Origin of the sequence: Cedecea sp. AS113 (genome assembly GCF_037152415.1) — a bacterium.
Lineage (GTDB): Bacteria > Pseudomonadota > Gammaproteobacteria > Enterobacterales > Enterobacteriaceae > Cedecea.
The window spans coordinates 103845-121990 of sequence record NZ_JBBCMI010000003.1; the positions used below are offsets into that span (position 1 = coordinate 103845).

Genomic DNA, 18146 nt, shown 5'->3' on the forward strand with positions numbered 1-18146 from the left:
GTTACACCAAATGACACGCGACGCGATGAGCATCGCCCACTTCCCGCAGCGCCGGGACCTCCTGGCGGCAGCGGTCGGTGACCAGCGGGCAGCGCGAGGAGAAGCGGCAGCCGGCAGGCGGGCGAGAAGGATCGGGGATTTCGCCCTGAATGGCGGCCACCGGCTCGCTGTCCGGATCCAGCGTCGGAACCGCGGCTAACAGCGCCTGCGTATACGGGTGCAGTGGTCGGCTGAACAGCGTGTCGCGGCTGGCGGTTTCCACCAGTTGGCCGAGATACATCACCGCGACGTCGTCGCAGAGGTGCTCCACCACGCCGAGATCGTGCGAGATAAACAGAAACGTCACGCCGCGTTCGTCGCGCAGATCGGAAAACAGGTTGATGATCTGCGCCTGAATGGAGACGTCGAGCGCCGAGATCGGTTCGTCCGCAATAATAAAATCGGGGTTAAGGATCAGCGCGCGGGCAATACCGATGCGCTGGCGCTGGCCGCCGGAAAACTCATGCGGGAAACGGGTGTAATGCTGCGGTGCCAGCCCGCAAATCTTCATCACTTCCAGCACCTTGTCCCGCAGTTCGGCGCGGGTGCACAGCTTGTGCTCCAGCATCGCTTCCCCGATGGCATCGCCCACGCGGATGCGCGGGTTTAAAGAGCTGTAAGGATCCTGAAATACCAGCTGGATTTTGGGGCGCAGCGCCCGCGATTCTTTGGCGCTCAACTCACTCAATTCTTTGCCGCGATACTTCACGCTACCGGCGGTTTTGTCATACAGGCCAAGCAGGGTGCGGCCAACGGTGGTTTTTCCGCTGCCGGACTCGCCCACGAGGCCGAAAATCGTGCCCTGGCGAATGTTGAAGCTGACGCCGTCGACCGCGCGCAGCTCACCAGTTTGTTGGCCAAAAAGCCCGTCGCGCAGCGGGAAGTGTTTTTTGAGCCCTTCGACTTCAATCACGTACTGAGTGTTCACGATGCGGACTCCGCTAACTCACTGTAAAAACAGGCGGCCTGGCGCTGCTGGCCGAGCAGCGCCGGAATGCCCTGGCGGCAGCGATCGGTGGCGCGTTCACAGCGATCGGTAAAGGCGCAGTAGGGCGGCAGGGCGGCTAAATCGGGCACCTGGCCGGGGATCGAATAGAGCCTGCGGCGGCGTTCGCCGGGAACAGGCCGGGAAGAAATCAGCCCTTTGGTATAAGGGTGCAGCGGATTGCGGAGCACCTCCGCCGTTGGCCCCTGCTCAACGATGCGCCCGGCATACATCACCACGACGTGTTCGGCCATCTGGGCGATAACGCCGAGATCGTGGGTGATCAGCATCAGCGCCATACGGTGCTGGCGAGCCTGATCCCGCAATAGACGCAGGATCTGCGCCTGAACGGTGACGTCCAGCGCCGTCGTTGGCTCATCGGCGATCAGCAGCTTTGGCCGACAGCTCAGTGCCATGGCGATCATCACGCGCTGTAACATCCCGCCGGAAAGCTGGTGCGGGTAGCTGGCCATCAGGCTTTCCGCTCGCGCCAGCCCGACGTCGGTCAGCATTTGTGTCGCCAGCTGCCAGGCGGCCTTGGGCGTTTCGCCCCGGTGGCGGATCAGCGGCTCGCAAAGCTGGTCGCCGATAGTCAGCACCGGGTTCAGGGCGGTCATCGGCTCCTGGAAAATCATCGCCAGTTCGTTGCCGCGCAAATCTGCCATCTGCGCGGGCTTCAGGCCCAGCAGATTTTTCCCCTGAAACAGGATTTCGCCGCCGTCGATACGTGCCGCCTGCGGAGGCAGCAGCCCCATCAGCGACATGGCGGTCACGCTTTTGCCGCAGCCTGACTCGCCGACGACGCCGACGGTTTGCCCGGCGCGAACGGTAAACGATACGTCCTGCACGGCACGCACGCGCCCATGCTCTCCGGCGAAGGAGAGGGAAAGGTTATTGAACTCAATCAGCGCTTCGTTCATTTCGCGCCTCGCTTCATTTTCGGATCCAGCGCATCGCGCAGGCCGTCGCCCAGCACGTTAATGGCGATCACGGTGATAAAAATGGCGATACCCGGCGGCATCCACAGCCACGGGCGGCGCTGGAAGTCGATCAGGCTGTTGGCGCTGTCCATCATGTTGCCCCACGAAGGCGTGGGCGGCACGACGCCGAGGCCGAGGTAGCTCAGCGCGGACTCCATCAGAATGGCGTTGGCCACCGCCATCGTCGCCATCACCACCAGAATTGGAATGGTGTTCGGCAGCAAGTGCCCGAACAGGCGGCGGCGGGCGGAAAGGCCTAATACGCGGGTCGCCAGCATAAAGTCGCGTTCGCGCAGGGAGAGGATTTGCCCGCGGACCAGGCGCGCCAGCTTCGGCCACTCCAGCAGGCTCAGCATGATAACCACCATGTAAATGCGCGATTCCGGCGAGAAGTCGAGCTCCGACAGCATCGCGCCCGCGACGATCAGCAGCGGCAGGCTGGGAATGGTCATCACCAGATCCGCCAGGCGCATAATCAGTTTGTCGGTCCAGCCGCCGAGATAGCCGGAAACCGCGCCGAGCAGGTAGCCGAGGGTGACCGAGAGCAGCATGGTCAGCAGGCCGATAATTAATGAGATGCGCCCGGCCAGCAGCAGGCGGGTGTAGACATCGCGCCCGAGGAAGTCGGTGCCCAGCCAGTGGATTTCGCCCGGCGGCTTGTTGATCATCAGGGCGTCGGTGGCGTCGTCCTTCCACGGCGACCAGAGCGGCCCCAGGGCGCACCAGATTGCCATCACTATCAGCAGAATCAGGCAGAACATCGCCAGGCGGTTGCGCCTCAGCGCCTGCCAGGCCTGATGCCACGGGGAAGGCGTCACCTGTGCCAGCGCCGGAATTTCGGCTTTGCGCAGGCGGCGGTTGGTAGAAAACAGAGAACTGAGCATCACGACCTCACCCGAATGCGCGGGTCGGCCCACGCGTAAAGCACGTCGGCAATCAGGTTGCCGAGGATGGTCAGTACCGCCAGAAACAGCGTGAAGCCCATCAGAACCGGGTAGTCACGGGCGGCGAGGGAATCAATATGAATGTGGCCGGCGCCCGGCCAGTTAAAGACCTTTTCGGTAATGATTGCCCCGGAGAACAGCCCCGGCAGCTCAAAGCCCAGCAGGGTGATGATCGGCAGCAGCGCATTGCGCAGGGCGTGTTTAAGAATAACGGTACGCTCGCGCAGCCCCTTGGCGCGGGCGGTGCGTATAAAGTCCATTTTCACCACGTCGAGCATACTGGCGCGGAAGTAGCGCGTCAGGCTGCCCGCCTGCAGCATCACCAGCGCGAGTACGGGCAGCACAAGGTGGGCGGCAACCTGCACGACGTAGGCCCAGCCGGTGGCGTCGCTGCCGGTGTTGGTCATGCCGCCGACGGGCAGCCAGTGCAGATCTACCGCGAACCACTTGATCAGCAGCAGGCAGAGGAAAAAGGTCGGGAAAGACATGGCGGCGAACACCAGCACGCTGACCAGATGATCAAACAGCGAATTGGGTCTCATGGCCGAAACAATCCCCACCGCCAGACCAATCCCCCAGTAAAACACCAGCGCAATGGCGGCCAGCAGGAAAGAGTTCCAGATGTACTGGTTCAGCAATTGGCTAACGGGGATTTGATATTGCAGAGAGAAGCCCAGGTCTCCCGTCAGCAGTTGCCCAAGCCAGTGAAGGTAGCGGGTGAACAGCGGCTGGTCGAGGCCGTAAATTGCTTTGAGTTCGGCAGCGCGGGCGGCGGTCAGCGTAATATTGCCGTCGATAAAATCCCCGGGCGTTTTTGCAAACAGCATAAAGATAATAAACGAGGCGAGCAGCAGCATCGGCAGGGTTTGCAGCAGGCGGCGCAGAATAAAATTTTTCATCACGTTCTCACTGCCGCCGCCCCGGTGAAAGGGTGGCGGCAAGGGTTACTGCGTTACTTAACGATTTTCACATCCGGCAGGCTGCCGGTCAGGCCGTTGTAAATGTCTGGCTTAAAGCCGGTGACGCGGGCGCTGCTGGCGGACAGGATTTTGCGGTTGCCGAGCAGAATTGCCGGGGGATCTGCCGCCAGTACTTTATACAGCTCGTGGTAGATCGCCTTGCGCTTTTCTTCGTCGAGGGTGGCGTTGCCTTCGTTAATCAGCTTGTCCACCTGCGGATTGTTATAGCCGGACTCTTTGGCTTCGGTGCTGTAGTAATCCCACACGCCGTCGTGCGGATCGTTCAGCGTGCTGGTGCTAAAGGAGGCCAGATCGTAGTTGCCCGCTTTACGCTGCGCCATCAGGGCATTGAAGTCGACAACCTGCGGCTTCAGCAGCACGCCGATCTGCTGCCAGTTCTCTTTGGCGATAGGGATCAGCGCGTCGTTCAGCACTTTTTTGCTGACCAGCAGCGTCAGCTCCAGGCGCTTGCCGTCCTTCACGCGGATGCCGTCCGGGCCAGGCTTCCAGCCAGCTTCATCCAGCAGTTTTTTCGCCTGCGCCTGATCGAATTTATACGGGTTCACGCCCTCCGGGTTATAAGCCCAGGAGATCGGCGAGATCGGCTCGTTGGCGACCGTGCCGTAGCCCTGGTAGACCACGTCGATCAGTTTTTGGCGATCCAGACCGTAGATCAGCGCCTGGCGAACTTTTACGTCCTGCAGCGCCGGGCGGCGAACGTTGAATTCGACCTTGCTGTAGTCGCTGGAGCCGTAAAGGTTGATATTGGCGAAGCCCAGTAGTTTTAGCTGCTCAATATCGTCCGGGCGGGAAGTAAAGGCGTCGTAATCCGTCTCGCCGGTCTGGAACAGCTGGAAGTTGGTGGACGGGTTAGTCACGCGGTAAATAAAGCGCGGCGTTGGCGGGGTGCCGCGATAGAAATGGGTGTTGGCGTGGAAGCGAATTTCCTGCCCTGGGATGTATTTCTCATACACATACGGGCCGTTGCCCAGCGGTTTGCCGTGCAGGGTACGCAGGTAATCCAGGTTGCCGCGCTGGTAGCCTTTGCCGTAGTACGCCTTCGATAGCACGGGGCCGCCGATTTTGCCTGGCGTGGTCGCACCCGGCTGGGTGGTGGTGACCTGCAGCGTGAGCGGGTCAATCACCTTCAGGCCGCTGACGCTGTCGGCTTTCCCGGCTTTGTATTCGGCACCGCCCGCGATGTTGGCGAGCGTGATGTCGGTATCGCCATCATATTTCGGGTCATACAGCACGGTGAGCGTGAACGCGACGTCTTCGGCGGTCAGCGGGGAACCGTCGCTAAAGGTCAGGCCAGGGCGCAGTTTGATGGTATAGACTTTGCCATCCGGGCTGACCGTCCAGCTTTCGGCGAGGCCAGGGACCAGATTGCCATGGCTGTCCCAGTCGATCAGGCGTGAGAAAATGACGTTGGTGACGTTTTCATCCCAGCCGTTAACGAAGAAGTAAGGGTTGAAGATCCCCTGAGGTTCGGAAATCCCGGCGACCACGGTGTCTTTGCGCAGCTTGGCCGTGGCCGGGATTTGACTGGCGTCGGTGGCGGGCGTGATGCCCTCTTTTAAGAGGTCATCGGCCGCCGCCGCGCCGGAGAAAGCCACCACGCTGCTAATCAGGGCTGCCTGTAAGGCCAGGCGAAAGCGCGTGGGTTTTGTTTGTAATGCATCAAGTAACCTGGCCAATAGCATTCCCTCAAGATTTTTTGCTGTAAAATTTACAAATCATGACGAAAGATAAAAGCCCGGATCTTGCCTGTCTAACAACGAAACGCTATGCCTTATAGCGAATTGTTCCTTTGCCCCCACAAAGCGTATTAGTTGTGCTGGAGCAAGTCCCAGCGGTTGCCGTAGAGATCTTCAAAGACCGCAACCGTGCCGTATTCTTCCTCTCGTGGAACTTCGCAGAAATGCACGCCGTTGGCCGTCATCATGGCGTGATCGCGCCAAAAATCATCGGTGTGAAGGAAAAGGAAAACCCTGCCGCCGCACTGATCGCCAATAGAAGCCTGCTGGCGTTCGTTGGTGGCTTTGGCTAACAGCAGGTGGCAATCACTTTCCGGGTTTGGCGTGACCACAACCCAGCGTTTTCCCTCTTGAGGCGTGTCCTCCACAAGCGTGAAGCCCAGTTTTTGGGTGTAGTATTCAATCGCCTTGTCGTAATCATCCACGACGATAGCCACGCAGCCCAGCGCCCGTTTTTGCGTTTTCAATGCCTGCTCCTTTCCTCCGGTGATAAACGGGCGTGAGCATAACATTCACCAAGGATTATTTCCGAAGTGTAACCATTCCTTGCCACTCTTAGCTTCAGGTGTTAAAAGGTGCCCCTTTGACAAATCACAAAGGAGCAGGGCGTGAAAAACACGTCAGTCGCCTCTGAGCCACAGGGCCAGTGTGCGGGGCCGGAGGATGGCCATCAATTACAGCGCGGCTTGCAGAATCGCCATATTCAGCTGATTGCGCTGGGCGGCGCGATCGGCACCGGACTCTTTCTCGGCATTGGCCCGGCGATCCAAATGGCGGGGCCTGCGGTCCTGCTGGGCTACGGCGTGGCGGGGATCATTGCATTTCTGATCATGCGCCAGCTCGGTGAGATGGTGGTTGAAGAGCCGGTTTCTGGTTCATTTTCGCATTTTGCCTATAAATATTGGGGGCCGTTTGCTGGCTTCCTGTCCGGCTGGAACTACTGGGTGATGTTCGTGCTGGTCGGCATGGCAGAGCTGACCGCCGGCGGCATTTATATGCAGTACTGGTTCCCGGACGTGCCGACCTGGACCTGGGTGGCGCTGTTCTTCGTGGTGATTAACGCCGCGAACCTCGTGAACGTGCGCCTTTATGGCGAGATGGAGTTCTGGTTTGCGCTGATTAAGGTGCTGGCGATTGTCGGCATGATTGGCTTCGGCATCTGGCTGCTGGCTTCCGGCCACGGCGGCGAGCGCGCGGGCGTGAGCAACCTCTGGCAGCACAGCGGCTTCCTCGCCACGGGCTGGCACGGGCTGATTTTGTCCCTCGCGGTGATTATGTTCTCGTTCGGCGGGCTGGAGCTTATCGGTATTACGGCGGCCGAGGCGCGTTCGCCACAAACCACCATCCCGAAAGCGGTGAACCAGGTGGTGTATCGCATTCTGCTGTTTTATATCGGCTCGCTGGTGGTGCTGCTTTCGCTCTACCCGTGGCTGGAGATCAAGTCCAACAGCAGTCCGTTTGTGATGATTTTCCACGAGCTGAACAGCAATGTGGTCGCCTCGGCGCTCAACTTCGTGATTCTGGTGGCTTCGCTGTCGGTTTATAACAGCGGCGTGTATTCCAACAGCCGCATGCTGTTCGGCCTCTCCGTGCAGCGCAATGCGCCAAAATTCCTGGCGAAAGTCAGCCGCGGTGGCGTGCCGGTGAATTCACTGCTGCTGTCTGGCGCGATCACTTCGCTGGTTGTCGTCCTCAACTATGTGCTGCCGCATGACGCCTTTGGCCTGCTGATGGCGCTGGTGGTGGCAACGCTGCTGCTGAACTGGATCATGATTTCGCTGGCGCACATCAAGTTCCGTCGCGCGATGCGCCGTCAGGGGCATGAAACCCGCTTCAAGGCGCTGCTTTACCCGTTCGGTAACTACCTGTGCATCGCCTTTATGATGATGGTGCTGGGGCTGATGTGTACCATTGACGGGATGCGCGTGTCTGCCATGCTGCTGCCGGCCTGGATAGTGTTCCTCTTTATTGCCTTTAAGCTGCTGCGCCGTAAAACCCACTAAAGTCCCCCCCAATAACGCCAGCTGCTTTTAATCGGGTTGGCGTTATTTATAATTAAATATTAATTAAGTTTTTATTTTATATTCTCCAGTGGCAATTTATCTCCTGGTTTGAGAGATTATATATAATCGAGAGGGGTTTGTTTTATGAGTTATTATATTTAATGATGTGATGTCTGGGTAATATAATTATGATGAATGAAACAGGTGACTGCATAAATTAAATCTCATCTATTGAACAAGGAGTGTAAAGCGATGAGCAAGCGGAGTGATATAATTGGTGGAGAGGTTGCTGTTGATATCTCCCATGGTCTTATTTATACAGAAGTACTGGGATGGGTCGATTTGGGCCACGCTCAGGGGACCGATATACGAAATTTGTTGCGGGACATTGACTCGGGGGAAAGGCAGGAAAAGGAGTATTACGATGTAGCTTATTCACAGGCTATGACCAGCCCGGGCCGACTGATTAAAATGGGCAAATTTATTAAATGGCGGATTAAACGTGGCCGCACCCCACTTGAGCGCAGAAGTATTGCGCTGGCAATGATGATGTCGTTGGCGCGCAAGTTCGAAGGGCTGCAGGCGTCATTCCCCGTTAGCCTGGTGACGGACAGCGGATTTAGCGGCGAGGATCTGGTGTCAAATTTGCTGGGGTTCTATCGGGTTGTTTCTATCCCAAAACCTTTTGGCATGTTACGTGTAGTCAGCCGAGAAAAAGCGCTTAAACGCTGGGATCATTACGGCAAAATTGGCGGCTGGAAAAACGAATCGTTCCGGCCTCTGTTGTTTCCCGACCCCGATATCTTCCCCAACGCCAGACCTTACAAGGGCAACTTGCCTAACTTTATGCAAACCGTCAGGCCGTGGAGCGACTTCCGCTCAGGTATTGTCAGGGTCGTCAGCGCCGATGGCTCATATATCGATAATGGAAGAAACGGGGTACTACCTTATGCGTAACTCTTTAAAAATTTTTACCGCGGTCGTTGTGGTGATTGTCGCCGGGCTGGTGTGGGCGTGGCCTTATATAACAATGGAGTTCGCGGGTAGCGCCCATTACACCGAGCAGGACAAACGGGAATATAAATTTTATACCCCCGATATTCTGCGAGAAATGCCGCGGATTTCCCCCCGGTACGACTTTGACTATGTGAACGTTACCGGGCCTGGGGCATTTATTCATGCGATCCGATTCTATGATGTTGCTGACTCCAGCAGAATAGATACCTATCTGGATGTAAAAGGGTATGTAAAACAAAATGATTGCTTTATAGAAGCTGCTTGCTGGCAGGGGAGCGATCCCGAGGAGACGATCACAGTAAGCCATTTGGCAGAAAAAAATATTATCCAGATCGCCGTCATTTATGACTACTGATTGCCGCTACTTTTGCTGTACCGGAAGTTGCCGATAGCAACGTCCGTCTCCTTCCCGGATTTAGGATAACTTTATGCAAACCGTCAGGCCGTGGAGCGATTTCCGCTCAGGTATTGTCAGGATTGCCAGCGCCGATGGCTCATATATCGATAAAGCAAAGGGAGGGACGTTGCCTTATGCGTAACGCTTTAAAAGTGCTTATCGCGGTCGCTGCGGTGATTACCGCCGGGCTGGTCTGGGCTTGGCCATATATAGAGATGAGCTTTGAGGGTAGCGCCCATTACACCGAACAGGACAAGCGGGAATATAAATTTTACACCCCCGATATCCTGCGAGAAATGCCGCGGATTTCCCCCCGCTACGACTTTAATTATGTGAACATTACCGGGCCTGCCGCATTTATCCACGCAATCAGTTTCTATGATATTGATGACTCCGGTCGGGTTGATGCCTATCTGGAAGGAAAGGGATATATAAAACAAAAGGAGTGCCATATTAAAGCGATATGTTGGCGGGGAGCGATCCCGAGGAGACGATTACGGTAAGCAATCTGAAAGAAGAAAACATTATTCAGGTCACCGTTATTTATAATCTACGATAGCCGCTGATTATGCTGTGCCGGACGTTGCCGATAGCAACGTCCGGCACCTTTCCGTATTTAGGATAACTTTATGCAAACCGTCAGGCCGTGGAGCGACTTCCGCTCAGGCATTGTCAGGGTCGTCAGCGCCGATGGCTCATATATCGATAATGGAAGAAACGGGGTACTACCTTATGCGTAACTCTTTAAAAATTTTTACCGCGGTCGCTGTGGTGATTATCGCCGGGCTGGTGTGGGCGTGGCCTTATATAACAATGGAGTTCGCGGGTAGCGCCCATTACACCGAGCAGGACAAGCGGGAATATAAATTTTATACTCCCGATATCCTGCGAGAAATGCCGCGTATTTCCCCCCGGTACGACTTTGACTATGCGAATATTACTGGTCCTGCTGCACTTATTCATGCGATCCGATTCTATGATGTTGCTGACTCCAGCAGAATTGATACCTATCTGAATGCGAAAGGGTATATAAAACAAAATGATTGTTTTTTCGAAGCTGTTTGCTGGCAGGGGAACGACCCAGAGGAGACGATCACAGTAAGCCATTTGGCAGAAAAAAACATTATTCAGGTCACCGTTATTTATAATTTCCGATAGCCGCTGCTTTTGCTGTGCCGGACGTTGCCGGTAGCAACGTCCGGCAACTAATCCTCCCTGATTTACGCTATCATGCTGCGCTAAAGAAACGGGTGTTAAAAGGGCATGGGAATGAGCGTTAGTCGGAAAGGGATGCTGTATGTGTTGTTTGCGGCGGTGCTGTGGGGAAGCTCCGGGGTTTGTGCGCAGTACATCATGGAGCAAAGCCATATTTCCTCGGCGTCACTGACCATGCTCCGACTGCTGTTCTCCGGCCTGATTCTGCTGATGCTGTCGTTTATGCACGGGGACAAAATCTTCGCCGTGTTTAAGCAACGAAACGACCTGATTTCCCTGCTGATTTTTACCCTCTGCGGCGCGTTGACGGTGCAGCTGACCTTCCTTTTGACCATCGAACAGTCCAACGCCGCGACAGCGACGGTGCTGCAATTCCTTTCGCCGACCATTATCGTGGCCTGGTTTGCCTTTGTGCGGAAAAAGCGTTCCGGCAAACTGGTTTATGCCGCGATTGGCACCTCGTTAATCGGGACGTTTGTGCTGGTGACTCACGGCAACCCAGCGTCGATTACCATTTCCGGCAGCGCGTTGTTCTGGGGTATCGCCTCCGCGTTTGCCGCAGCGTTTTACACGACTTATCCCTCGAAGCTGATTGCTCGCTACGGCACACTGCCCGTTGTGGGCTGGAGTATGCTGCTGGGCGGCGCGGCGCTGCTGCCGTTTTACGCCAGCCAGATCGGCAGTTTCACCGCCACCGGCGGCACGCTGCTGGCCTTCTTCTACCTGGTGATAGTCGGCACGGCGATCACTTTCAGCCTCTACCTGACAGGGGCGCAAATGATTGGCGGGCCAAAGGCCAGCATTCTTAGCTGCGCGGAGCCGCTGAGCAGCGCATTGCTCTCGGTGCTGCTGCTGGGCATTAGCTTTACGCTGCCGGACTGGCTGGGGTCGCTGCTGATTATCTCTTCGGTGGTGCTTATCTCTCTGGATTCCCGGGGCAAGCTGCATTCACACTAAGTCGCTACATTTTGCAAGGTTTAATTACCGGCAGAAATATCATATTTTGAGGGGTAGAAGTTGCCGTTGTGATACGGTAAAAAGTGCGCTTCCCGGCGCAAGTCTGCACCTCCGATAAAGGTATTTCAGTGTGATGATTGATAATCTGATTGAGCGAATCTCTTCCGCTTTAGACGCCGAATACACCCTGGAAGGTTTGGTCAGACAGCTGCTGGAAATGCTGGAGCTGGTGACTAACATGGAATCCACCTACCTGACCCGCATTGATGCGGAGGGTAGCCAGCAGCAAATTGTTTTCTCCCGCAATACCAAGGCGATGAATATTCCCGAAGGGCTTTCCGTGCCCTGGGAAGACACGCTATGTAAACGCGCTTTAGACGAAGGCCGCCGCTATACCTGCGATGTCGCAAGCGTATGGGGTGACTCTGAAGCGGCAAAGGCGCTGGGGATTGTGACCTACGTCAGCACGCCCGTGACCCTTGCCGATGGTTCGCTCTACGGCACGCTCTGCGCCGCCAGTTCTGAACAGCGCGAGCTGACCGATCATAGCGAACAGGTCTTGCAGCTGTTTTCTCAGCTGATTGCACAGCAGATTCAGAATGAGCAGCTATTGAAAAAGCTTCAGCAGGCCAACGTCGCGCTGACGACCGCCAGCTACACCGATGAATTAACCGGGTTGCCTAACCGCCGCGCGGTCTTCGATCAGCTGCCTCGTTTGTTCTCGCGCGCCAAAGATGACGCCCGCTACGTGCTGGTGGCCTTTGCCGATCTGGATGGATTTAAACAGATAAACGATTTGCACGGGCATGAAACCGGGGACGATTTCCTTTGCGCCATCGGCCAGCGGCTGAAAGAGGGCGTGAGGGGGGACGAAATATTAGGTCGCCTGGGCGGCGATGAGTTTATCGTTGCCGGTGCGGGGCCTACGGAATACAGCGAAGCTCTGCGAGCGACCATGGCTTTTCGTGCCAGACTGGCAGAGCTGCTGAGCGGCGAGTACCAGCTAAAATCCTGCGTGATTGATTATGCGGGGCCCAGCATCGGGGCTATCGCCGTGAATCCGGCTACTATCACGCCGGACGATGCGATACGCGAGGCGGACACGCTTATGTATGTGGATAAGAAGCGCCGTAAAAATGGCGCGGCGGTAAGCTAAACGCCGCGCGCAATCCTCAGGATGCCGGTGTTACTACAGCCTTATTACCGCTAAGTTCAGTCACCAGATCGTTCACGCCGTCGCTCATGTTAACGAAGCGAGTCAGCGGCGAGCGTGTGACCACCACAAAAACGCCCACGTTATTCTGCGGCACCATCGCCATATAGGTAATGAAGCCGCCGCCGCCGCCGGTTTTTTGAATAATGCCCGGGCGGCCCTCTTTCGGTGACATCCAGACCCAGCCCATGCCCAGCGCGTCGGCTTTTCCCGGCACATCCATGCCAATGACCTTATGCAGCTGGCTGCGCTGATAAATCAGGGTTTGCATTCTGTCTGCCTGGCTGCCGCGATGATGGAAGTCGGAAGAGAGGAATTGCTGCATCCAGCGCATCATATCGCCGGGGGTAGAATAGACGCCGCCGCTGCCCACCGCCGCCAGCGTGTTATCGCAAGGGCTGGCGCCTTTCTCGGCAATCATCAGGCGCTTGCACTGGTCTGGTGACGGGGTAAAGGTGGTGTCTTTCATCCCCAGCGGGCGAGCGATTTGCTCATCGAACAGGTCGGCATATGGCCTGCCGGTTGCGCGGGACAGGGCATCAGCCAGCAGGTCAAACGCCAGGTTTGAATAGGCGGCCACGGTGCCCGGGGCGGCTTTCAGCGTGGCCTGCGAGAGCCAGTTCCAGCGCTGATCCCGCGTCGGCCAGGTGAACACCGTGCGGTGCGCTGCGCCGCCGGGCTGTTCGCGCGGCAGGGAACTGGTATGAGTGGCCAGGTTAATCAGCGTAATCGGCTGGCCGTTAAAGGTCGGCACCCGGGCGCCGGGAGGCGCATATTTGCTGAGCGGATCGTTGAGCTGAACCTTCCCCTGATCGAGCATTTTTACCAGCATTTCGCTGGTCATCAGCTTTGTCAGTGAGGCGATGCGGATCACCGAATCCAGCTGCGGGCGAACGTTATTGCCTGGCCGGGTATCGCCGAAGCTGCGAAACACCCGCTGGTTACCGTCAATCACCACGATAGCCATGCCGGTGGCTCCGCTGCCGTAATAAATATGGTTGGCATAGCGATCGACAACGTCGGCGGCAAATTCAGGTGCCGGAGACGGTTGCGCAAAACTGAGCGCTGGCAGCAGCGCAGCGGCCAGCAAAAGAAGACGAGGAAGACGAGTTTTCAACGCAAAAATCCAGTTTAAAAAATAAGGCGGTATAGCAGATATTTATACTACTCCGCGCCCTTATGCAAAGCGTCAATTTAGCCTTTACGGCCTGAAAAGCGTAACCGTGCGTTACATCACCAGATGACGCACAAAAGTTTGTCAGTTGCGGTTTAATAAAGCATTTTTTGCCTGTTTTTACACTCAGGCTGGCGCTGTTGCCGGGCGACCATAAAGAAAGATCTTAAATAAGATTAAAGACCGATGATTTCGCTACGCTGCTTTAGCAAAAAGTGCGTATTATCCTGCCCGTTATTAACGGTCTGAGTGCAACTATTTCTGAACCCCGGAATCTTAGTAACGGCTTAAGGCGTACCGCGATTGATTCAATTCTTTATGCGATACATTATCCCCTCGCATTAAAGAAGTGAATATGTCTACTAAACCGCTGTTTTATAAGTGCCTCCTGCATCCTCGCTATTGGCTGACCTGGTTTGGGCTGGGTGTGCTTTGGCTGTGGGTTCAGCTTCCGTACCCGGTATTGATGAAAATGGGCGACATGATTGGCCGTTTCTCGATGCATTTTCTCAAGCGCCGGGTCACCATTGCCCGCCAGAATCTTCACCTTTGCTTCCCGCACTACAGCGAAGCGCAGGTTGAGGCCACCGTGCTGCAAAACTTTGCCTCCCTCGGCATGGGACTGATTGAAACCGGTATGGCCTGGTTCTGGCCGGATGAGAGAGTGCAAAAATGGTTTGATGTTCGTGGCCTGGAGCACATCAATGCCGCCTGCGACAAAGGCAAAGGCGTGATGGTGATCGGCGTGCATTTTATGTCGCTGGAACTGGGCGGGCGCGTCATGGGGCTGTGTCGCCCGATGATGGCGATGTACCGGCCGCACAACAACAAAGTCATGGAATATGTGCAAACCCGTGGGCGCTCGCGCTCGAACAAATCGATGCTCGACAGGCGTAACCTGAAGGGAATGGTGAAAGCGCTGAAATCCGGCGAGGCGGTGTGGTTCGCCCCGGATCAGGACTATGGTCCGAAAGGCAGTTCTTTTGCGCCTTTCTTCGCGGTTCAACAGGCTGCGACAACCAACGGTACCTTTACTATTGCCCGTCTGGCAAAACCCGCCATTCTGACCACGGTTTTGATCCGCAAGCCCTGTGGGACGGGCTACCAGCTGGTCATCGAGCCGGAGTTCTGTGATTATCCCGGCGAAGATGAGCAGGCCGCCGCAGCCTATATGAACCGTAAAATTGAGCACGAAATTATGCGCGCGCCGGAGCAGTATCTGTGGCTGCACCGCCGTTTTAAAACCCGGCCTTTTGGCCACGCCAGGCTTTACACGATTTAATTTTCAGGCAGGCGTGCCACGTTTTTGAAGTGCGTTGGCAGGCCTGAACCCGGCCTTGTGGTGGCGGAGAAGGGGCACAACGGTCTCCTGTCCCCCGCATAAGAACGGCCGAGGCCATTCTCAAAGGCTGGCGCTAGCTTATGTAAGCCTCTCTCACTCCTTGATACAACATTCTGCAAGCATTATCGTAGAACGTTCGCTATAACCAGCAGATATAACAACAAAAAGTCGTCCCAGGAGTGTTGTCATGTTCAAATCTTTCTTCCCGTCGCCGAAGCTGTTTTTTCTTTCGGCGGCAATATGGGGACTACTCGCAGTCATATTTTGGCAGGCCGGCGGCGGCCTGTGGTTGGAAAACCTTGCGGGTGCCAGCCAGCAAATACCGATCAGTGCGGCACGTTTTTGGACGTTAAAAGCATTTGTTTTTTATGCTTTTTATGCTGTCAGTGTGGGCCTTTTTGCCGGTGTATGGGCACTGGTGAGTCCGCATCCGTGGCAGCGCTGGTCGATTCTCGGCTCTTCGCTTATCGTCTTTGTGACCTGGTTTATGGTCGAACTGGGCGTGGCGATCAACGCCTGGTATGCACCGTTCTTTGACCTTATCCAAACCGCGTTAGCGTCCCCGAATAAAGTCCCGCTGCAGCGATTCTATAGCGAAACCGGCGTGTTTCTTGGTATCGCGCTGATTTATGTCACCGTCGGCGTGCTGAACAGCTTCTTTATCAGCCATTATGTGTTTCGCTGGCGCACGGCGATGAACGACTACTATATGGAGCACTGGCAGAAGCTGCGCCATATCGAAGGGGCTGCCCAGCGTGTGCAGGAAGACACCATGCGCTTTGCCTCAACGCTTGAGGATATGGGCGTGAGCCTGCTGCAGTCGGTGATGACGCTGATTGCTTTCCTGCCGATTCTTGTCGCGCTGTCTCCACACGTGAAAGAATTGCCGATTGTCGGGGCGGTGCCTTATGGCCTGGTGATTGCGGCGATTATCTGGTCGCTAATGGGCACCGGCCTGCTGGCCGCGGTCGGGATAAAGCTGCCGGGGCTGCAGTTTAATAACCAAAAAGTTGAGGCCGCCTACCGTAAAGAGCTGGTTTACGGGGAAGACGACGGCAGCCGCGCTACGCCGCCAACGGTTAAAGCGCTGTTTGGCGACGTGCGGCATAACTATTTCCGTCTCTACTTCCACTACACCTACTTTAATATTGTGCGGATTCTTTATCTGCAGATAGACAACGTGTTTGGTCTTTTCCTGCTGTTCCCTTCTATTGCCGCAGGCGCGATTACCCTGGGGCTGATGCAGCAGATCACCAACGCTTTTGGCCAGGTGCGCGGCTCGTTCCAGTACTTGATCAGTTCCTGGACCACGCTGGTTGAATTGATGTCTATCTACAAACGTCTGCGCAGCTTCGAGCGAACGCTGCAGGATGTGCCGGTGCCGGGCACCGAAGAAGCCGTCTGAGGCGAAAAGAAAAGGGATGGCGTAATGCCATCCCTTTCAGACTGGTGGTAAGCACTGTGGGCAGAAGAAATACCAGGCAGCTTTTTAAAAAATCAGGAAAATCAATTCATTGATTTTCGGCTGATAACCACGAAGAGGGAAAAACCACACTTTTTCCCTCTTCGTCAGCAACCGTAAAGGGATGGCGTAATGCCATCCCTTTTTACTGGTTCTTTCTGATCAATGCCCTGCGGAAGGGGCACCCGGCGCTCCAGCCCGTATAAACGGCGGACGGGCAAACCAAATCACGACAATCAGCGCCATAAAGCCCCAGCCCAGCAGCCAGAAGTAGTCGATGGTCGACATCATATAGGCCTGCTGCTCAATGGTTTTATCCACCACGGCCAGGTGCTGCTGCGTGGCGCCGCCCATCTTGTGCAGGTAATCCACCGCCGACGGATTGTAGGCTGAGACGCTCTCCGTCAGGTTGGCATGGTGATAAACCTCGCGGCGCGACCAAATCCAGGTGGTCAGGGACGAAGCAAACGACCCGCCAAGCACGCGGAAGAAGGTTGCCAGCCCGGAGCCTTCCGCGACCTCAACGCCGTGCAGGTTCGACAGCACAATGGTGGTGATCGGCATGAAGAAGAACGCCACGCCGATCCCCATAAACAGCTGCACTTCGGCGATGGTGCGGAAATCCACGTTGGTATTAAACTGCGCGCGCAGCAGGCACGAAGCGCCCATGGTCAGGAACGACAGCGTGGCCAGCAGGCGCATATCAACCTTATTGGCGTAGCGCCCGACAATCGGCGTCAGCAACAGCGGTAACACACCCATCGGCGCGGCGGCCAGCCCGGCCCAGATGGCGGTGTAGCCCATCTGGGTTTGCAGCCACTGCGGCAGAATAATGTTGATGGCGAAGAACGCGGCGTAGCCCAGCGTCAGCGACAGCGTGCCGATGGCGAAGTTGCGGTCGGCGAACAGCCGCAGGTTGACTATTGGGTGACGCTCGCCAAGCTCCCAAATGACAAACGACACCAGTGAAACCGCGGAGATAACCGACATGGTGATGATCTCCGGCGAGGCGAACCAGTCGAGATCGTTCCCCTTATCCAGCACCACCTGAAGCAGCCCCACGCCCAGCACCAGCAGCGCAATCCCGATGTAGTCGATAGGGGCGATGGTGGTCGTTTCTTCACGCTCGCGCAGCTGCGTCCAGACCACGATGGCGGCAAAGATCCCGATCGGCACGTTGATGTAGAAGATCCACGGCCAGGAATAGTTATCGGTGATCCAGCCGCCGGTGATCGGCCCGACAATCGGCGCGACAACCGTCACCATCGACAGCAGCGCCAGCGCCATACTCCGCTTGCTGGACGGGAAGATAATCAGCAACAGCGTCTGGCACATCGGGAACATCGGCCCGGCGAAAAAGCCCTGCAGCGCGCGGAAGATAATCAGCTCGGTCATGCTGTGGGCAAAGCCGCACAGGAACGAGGTGAGGGTGAACAGCGCCACAGAACCCACAAACAGCTTGAGCTGCCCGAACCGGCGGGTAAACCAGCCGGTCAGCGGCAGGGCAATGGCGTTACACACCGCGAACGAGGTGATAACCCAGGTACCCTGGTCGGCGCTGACGCCGAGGTTACCGGCGATCGTCGGCAGCGCCACGTTAGCGATGGTGGAGTCCAGCACCTGCATAAACGTCGCCAGCGACAGCGCGATCGTCGCCAGCAGCAGGCTGGGAGGCGTAAACGCCGCCTTATCTTGCATAACG

17 protein-coding genes are annotated in these 18146 nt (G+C 56.3%); 9 read left to right on the plus strand and 8 right to left on the minus strand.

Annotated elements, in window-relative coordinates:
- Position 1: 1 nt before the first annotated feature.
- The 6 genes from WFN87_RS04435 to WFN87_RS04460 form a co-directional block, all read right to left on the minus strand.
- The gene (locus WFN87_RS04435; RefSeq protein WP_336983022.1) at positions 2–967 is read right to left on the minus strand and encodes an ABC transporter ATP-binding protein; all 966 of its coding nucleotides are present in this window, start codon (positions 965–967) and stop codon (positions 2–4) included.
- Positions 964–1944, minus strand: a complete 981-nt coding sequence (locus tag WFN87_RS04440) for an ABC transporter ATP-binding protein (RefSeq protein WP_336983021.1) — start codon at positions 1942–1944, stop codon at positions 964–966. Before WFN87_RS04440 ends, WFN87_RS04435 begins: the two co-directional genes overlap by 4 nt.
- Positions 1941–2888, minus strand: a complete 948-nt coding sequence (gene opp4C / locus WFN87_RS04445) for an oligopeptide ABC transporter permease (protein ID WP_166876640.1) — start codon at positions 2886–2888, stop codon at positions 1941–1943. The genes WFN87_RS04440 and opp4C overlap by 4 nt, the downstream gene beginning before the upstream one ends.
- Complete coding sequence (locus WFN87_RS04450) at positions 2888–3847, minus strand: ABC transporter permease (RefSeq protein ID WP_336708925.1); 960 nt, start codon at positions 3845–3847, stop codon at positions 2888–2890. The genes opp4C and WFN87_RS04450 overlap by 1 nt, the downstream gene beginning before the upstream one ends.
- Before the next feature lie 53 nt (positions 3848–3900).
- Positions 3901–5610: an ABC transporter substrate-binding protein gene (locus WFN87_RS04455; RefSeq protein ID WP_442892310.1), complete on the minus strand. Its 1710-nt coding sequence runs from the start codon at positions 5608–5610 to the stop codon at positions 3901–3903.
- Between the two features lie 125 nt (positions 5611–5735).
- Positions 5736–6131, minus strand: coding sequence for a VOC family protein (locus WFN87_RS04460; protein WP_008454438.1), 396 nt, complete (start codon positions 6129–6131; stop codon positions 5736–5738).
- 141 nt (positions 6132–6272) lie between these two features.
- Here WFN87_RS04460 and pheP point away from each other — a divergent pair, with 141 nt between their 5' ends.
- From pheP to WFN87_RS04495, 7 genes are all read left to right on the plus strand, one after another.
- Positions 6273–7667, plus strand: coding sequence for a phenylalanine transporter (pheP, locus tag WFN87_RS04465; protein WP_336983020.1), 1395 nt, complete (start codon positions 6273–6275; stop codon positions 7665–7667).
- A gap of 252 nt (positions 7668–7919) precedes the next feature.
- Entirely contained in the window at positions 7920–8624 is a 705-nt protein-coding gene (locus tag WFN87_RS04470; protein ID WP_008454442.1) for a hypothetical protein, read from the plus strand.
- Positions 8617–9039 carry a hypothetical protein gene (locus tag WFN87_RS04475; protein WP_336983019.1) on the plus strand — a complete coding sequence of 141 codons (423 nt, stop codon included), beginning with the start codon at positions 8617–8619 and terminating at the stop codon, positions 9037–9039. Before WFN87_RS04470 ends, WFN87_RS04475 begins: the two co-directional genes overlap by 8 nt.
- Before the next feature lie 176 nt (positions 9040–9215).
- Entirely contained in the window at positions 9216–9584 is a 369-nt protein-coding gene (locus WFN87_RS04480; RefSeq protein WP_336983018.1) for a hypothetical protein, read from the plus strand.
- Positions 9585–9813: 229 nt separating this feature from the next.
- Positions 9814–10239 carry a hypothetical protein gene (locus WFN87_RS04485; RefSeq protein ID WP_336983017.1) on the plus strand — a complete coding sequence of 142 codons (426 nt, stop codon included), beginning with the start codon at positions 9814–9816 and terminating at the stop codon, positions 10237–10239.
- Between the two features lie 111 nt (positions 10240–10350).
- Positions 10351–11253 carry an EamA family transporter gene (locus WFN87_RS04490; RefSeq protein WP_166876213.1) on the plus strand — a complete coding sequence of 301 codons (903 nt, stop codon included), beginning with the start codon at positions 10351–10353 and terminating at the stop codon, positions 11251–11253.
- 133 nt (positions 11254–11386) lie between these two features.
- Positions 11387–12409 carry a diguanylate cyclase domain-containing protein gene (locus WFN87_RS04495; protein WP_166994582.1) on the plus strand — a complete coding sequence of 341 codons (1023 nt, stop codon included), beginning with the start codon at positions 11387–11389 and terminating at the stop codon, positions 12407–12409.
- Between the two features lie 16 nt (positions 12410–12425).
- On the opposite strand, the gene ampH is transcribed toward WFN87_RS04495, so the two are convergent.
- Complete coding sequence (gene ampH, locus WFN87_RS04500; protein ID WP_166994367.1) at positions 12426–13583, minus strand: D-alanyl-D-alanine-carboxypeptidase/endopeptidase AmpH; 1158 nt, start codon at positions 13581–13583, stop codon at positions 12426–12428.
- 412 nt (positions 13584–13995) lie between these two features.
- On the opposite strand from ampH, the gene lpxP reads away from it, so the two are divergent.
- Both lpxP and sbmA read left to right on the plus strand, forming a co-directional pair.
- Positions 13996–14922, plus strand: coding sequence for a kdo(2)-lipid IV(A) palmitoleoyltransferase (gene lpxP, locus WFN87_RS04505; protein WP_336983016.1), 927 nt, complete (start codon positions 13996–13998; stop codon positions 14920–14922).
- Positions 14923–15169: 247 nt separating this feature from the next.
- Positions 15170–16387 (plus strand): peptide antibiotic transporter SbmA, encoded by a 1218-nt coding sequence (gene sbmA / locus WFN87_RS04510; RefSeq protein WP_008454456.1) that lies wholly within the window; start codon positions 15170–15172, stop codon positions 16385–16387.
- Positions 16388–16606: 219 nt separating this feature from the next.
- On the opposite strand, the gene WFN87_RS04515 is transcribed toward sbmA, so the two are convergent.
- Positions 16607–18142, minus strand: coding sequence for a DHA2 family efflux MFS transporter permease subunit (locus WFN87_RS04515; protein ID WP_008454459.1), 1536 nt, complete (start codon positions 18140–18142; stop codon positions 16607–16609).
- Positions 18143–18146: the final 4 nt, after the last annotated feature.

What these genes read in the sequence shown, in the direction of transcription:
- WFN87_RS04495 (WP_166994582.1), top strand. Translation starts at nt 11,387, where the DNA reads ATGATTGATAATCTGATTGAGCGAATCTCTTCCGCTTTAGACGCCGAA.
- WFN87_RS04440 (WP_336983021.1), bottom strand. Translation starts at nt 1,944, where the DNA reads ATGAACGAAGCGCTGATTGAGTTCAATAACCTTTCCCTCTCCTTCGCC.
- WFN87_RS04490 (WP_166876213.1), top strand. Translation starts at nt 10,351, where the DNA reads ATGAGCGTTAGTCGGAAAGGGATGCTGTATGTGTTGTTTGCGGCGGTG.
- WFN87_RS04485 (WP_336983017.1), top strand. Translation starts at nt 9,814, where the DNA reads ATGCGTAACTCTTTAAAAATTTTTACCGCGGTCGCTGTGGTGATTATC.
- WFN87_RS04515 (WP_008454459.1), bottom strand. Translation starts at nt 18,142, where the DNA reads ATGCAAGATAAGGCGGCGTTTACGCCTCCCAGCCTGCTGCTGGCGACG.
- WFN87_RS04455 (WP_442892310.1), bottom strand. Translation starts at nt 5,610, where the DNA reads ATGCTATTGGCCAGGTTACTTGATGCATTACAAACAAAACCCACGCGC.
- lpxP (WP_336983016.1), top strand. Translation starts at nt 13,996, where the DNA reads ATGTCTACTAAACCGCTGTTTTATAAGTGCCTCCTGCATCCTCGCTAT.
- WFN87_RS04450 (WP_336708925.1), bottom strand. Translation starts at nt 3,847, where the DNA reads ATGAAAAATTTTATTCTGCGCCGCCTGCTGCAAACCCTGCCGATGCTG.
- WFN87_RS04475 (WP_336983019.1), top strand. Translation starts at nt 8,617, where the DNA reads ATGCGTAACTCTTTAAAAATTTTTACCGCGGTCGTTGTGGTGATTGTC.
- opp4C (WP_166876640.1), bottom strand. Translation starts at nt 2,888, where the DNA reads ATGCTCAGTTCTCTGTTTTCTACCAACCGCCGCCTGCGCAAAGCCGAA.
- WFN87_RS04480 (WP_336983018.1), top strand. Translation starts at nt 9,216, where the DNA reads ATGCGTAACGCTTTAAAAGTGCTTATCGCGGTCGCTGCGGTGATTACC.
- WFN87_RS04470 (WP_008454442.1), top strand. Translation starts at nt 7,920, where the DNA reads ATGAGCAAGCGGAGTGATATAATTGGTGGAGAGGTTGCTGTTGATATC.
- sbmA (WP_008454456.1), top strand. Translation starts at nt 15,170, where the DNA reads ATGTTCAAATCTTTCTTCCCGTCGCCGAAGCTGTTTTTTCTTTCGGCG.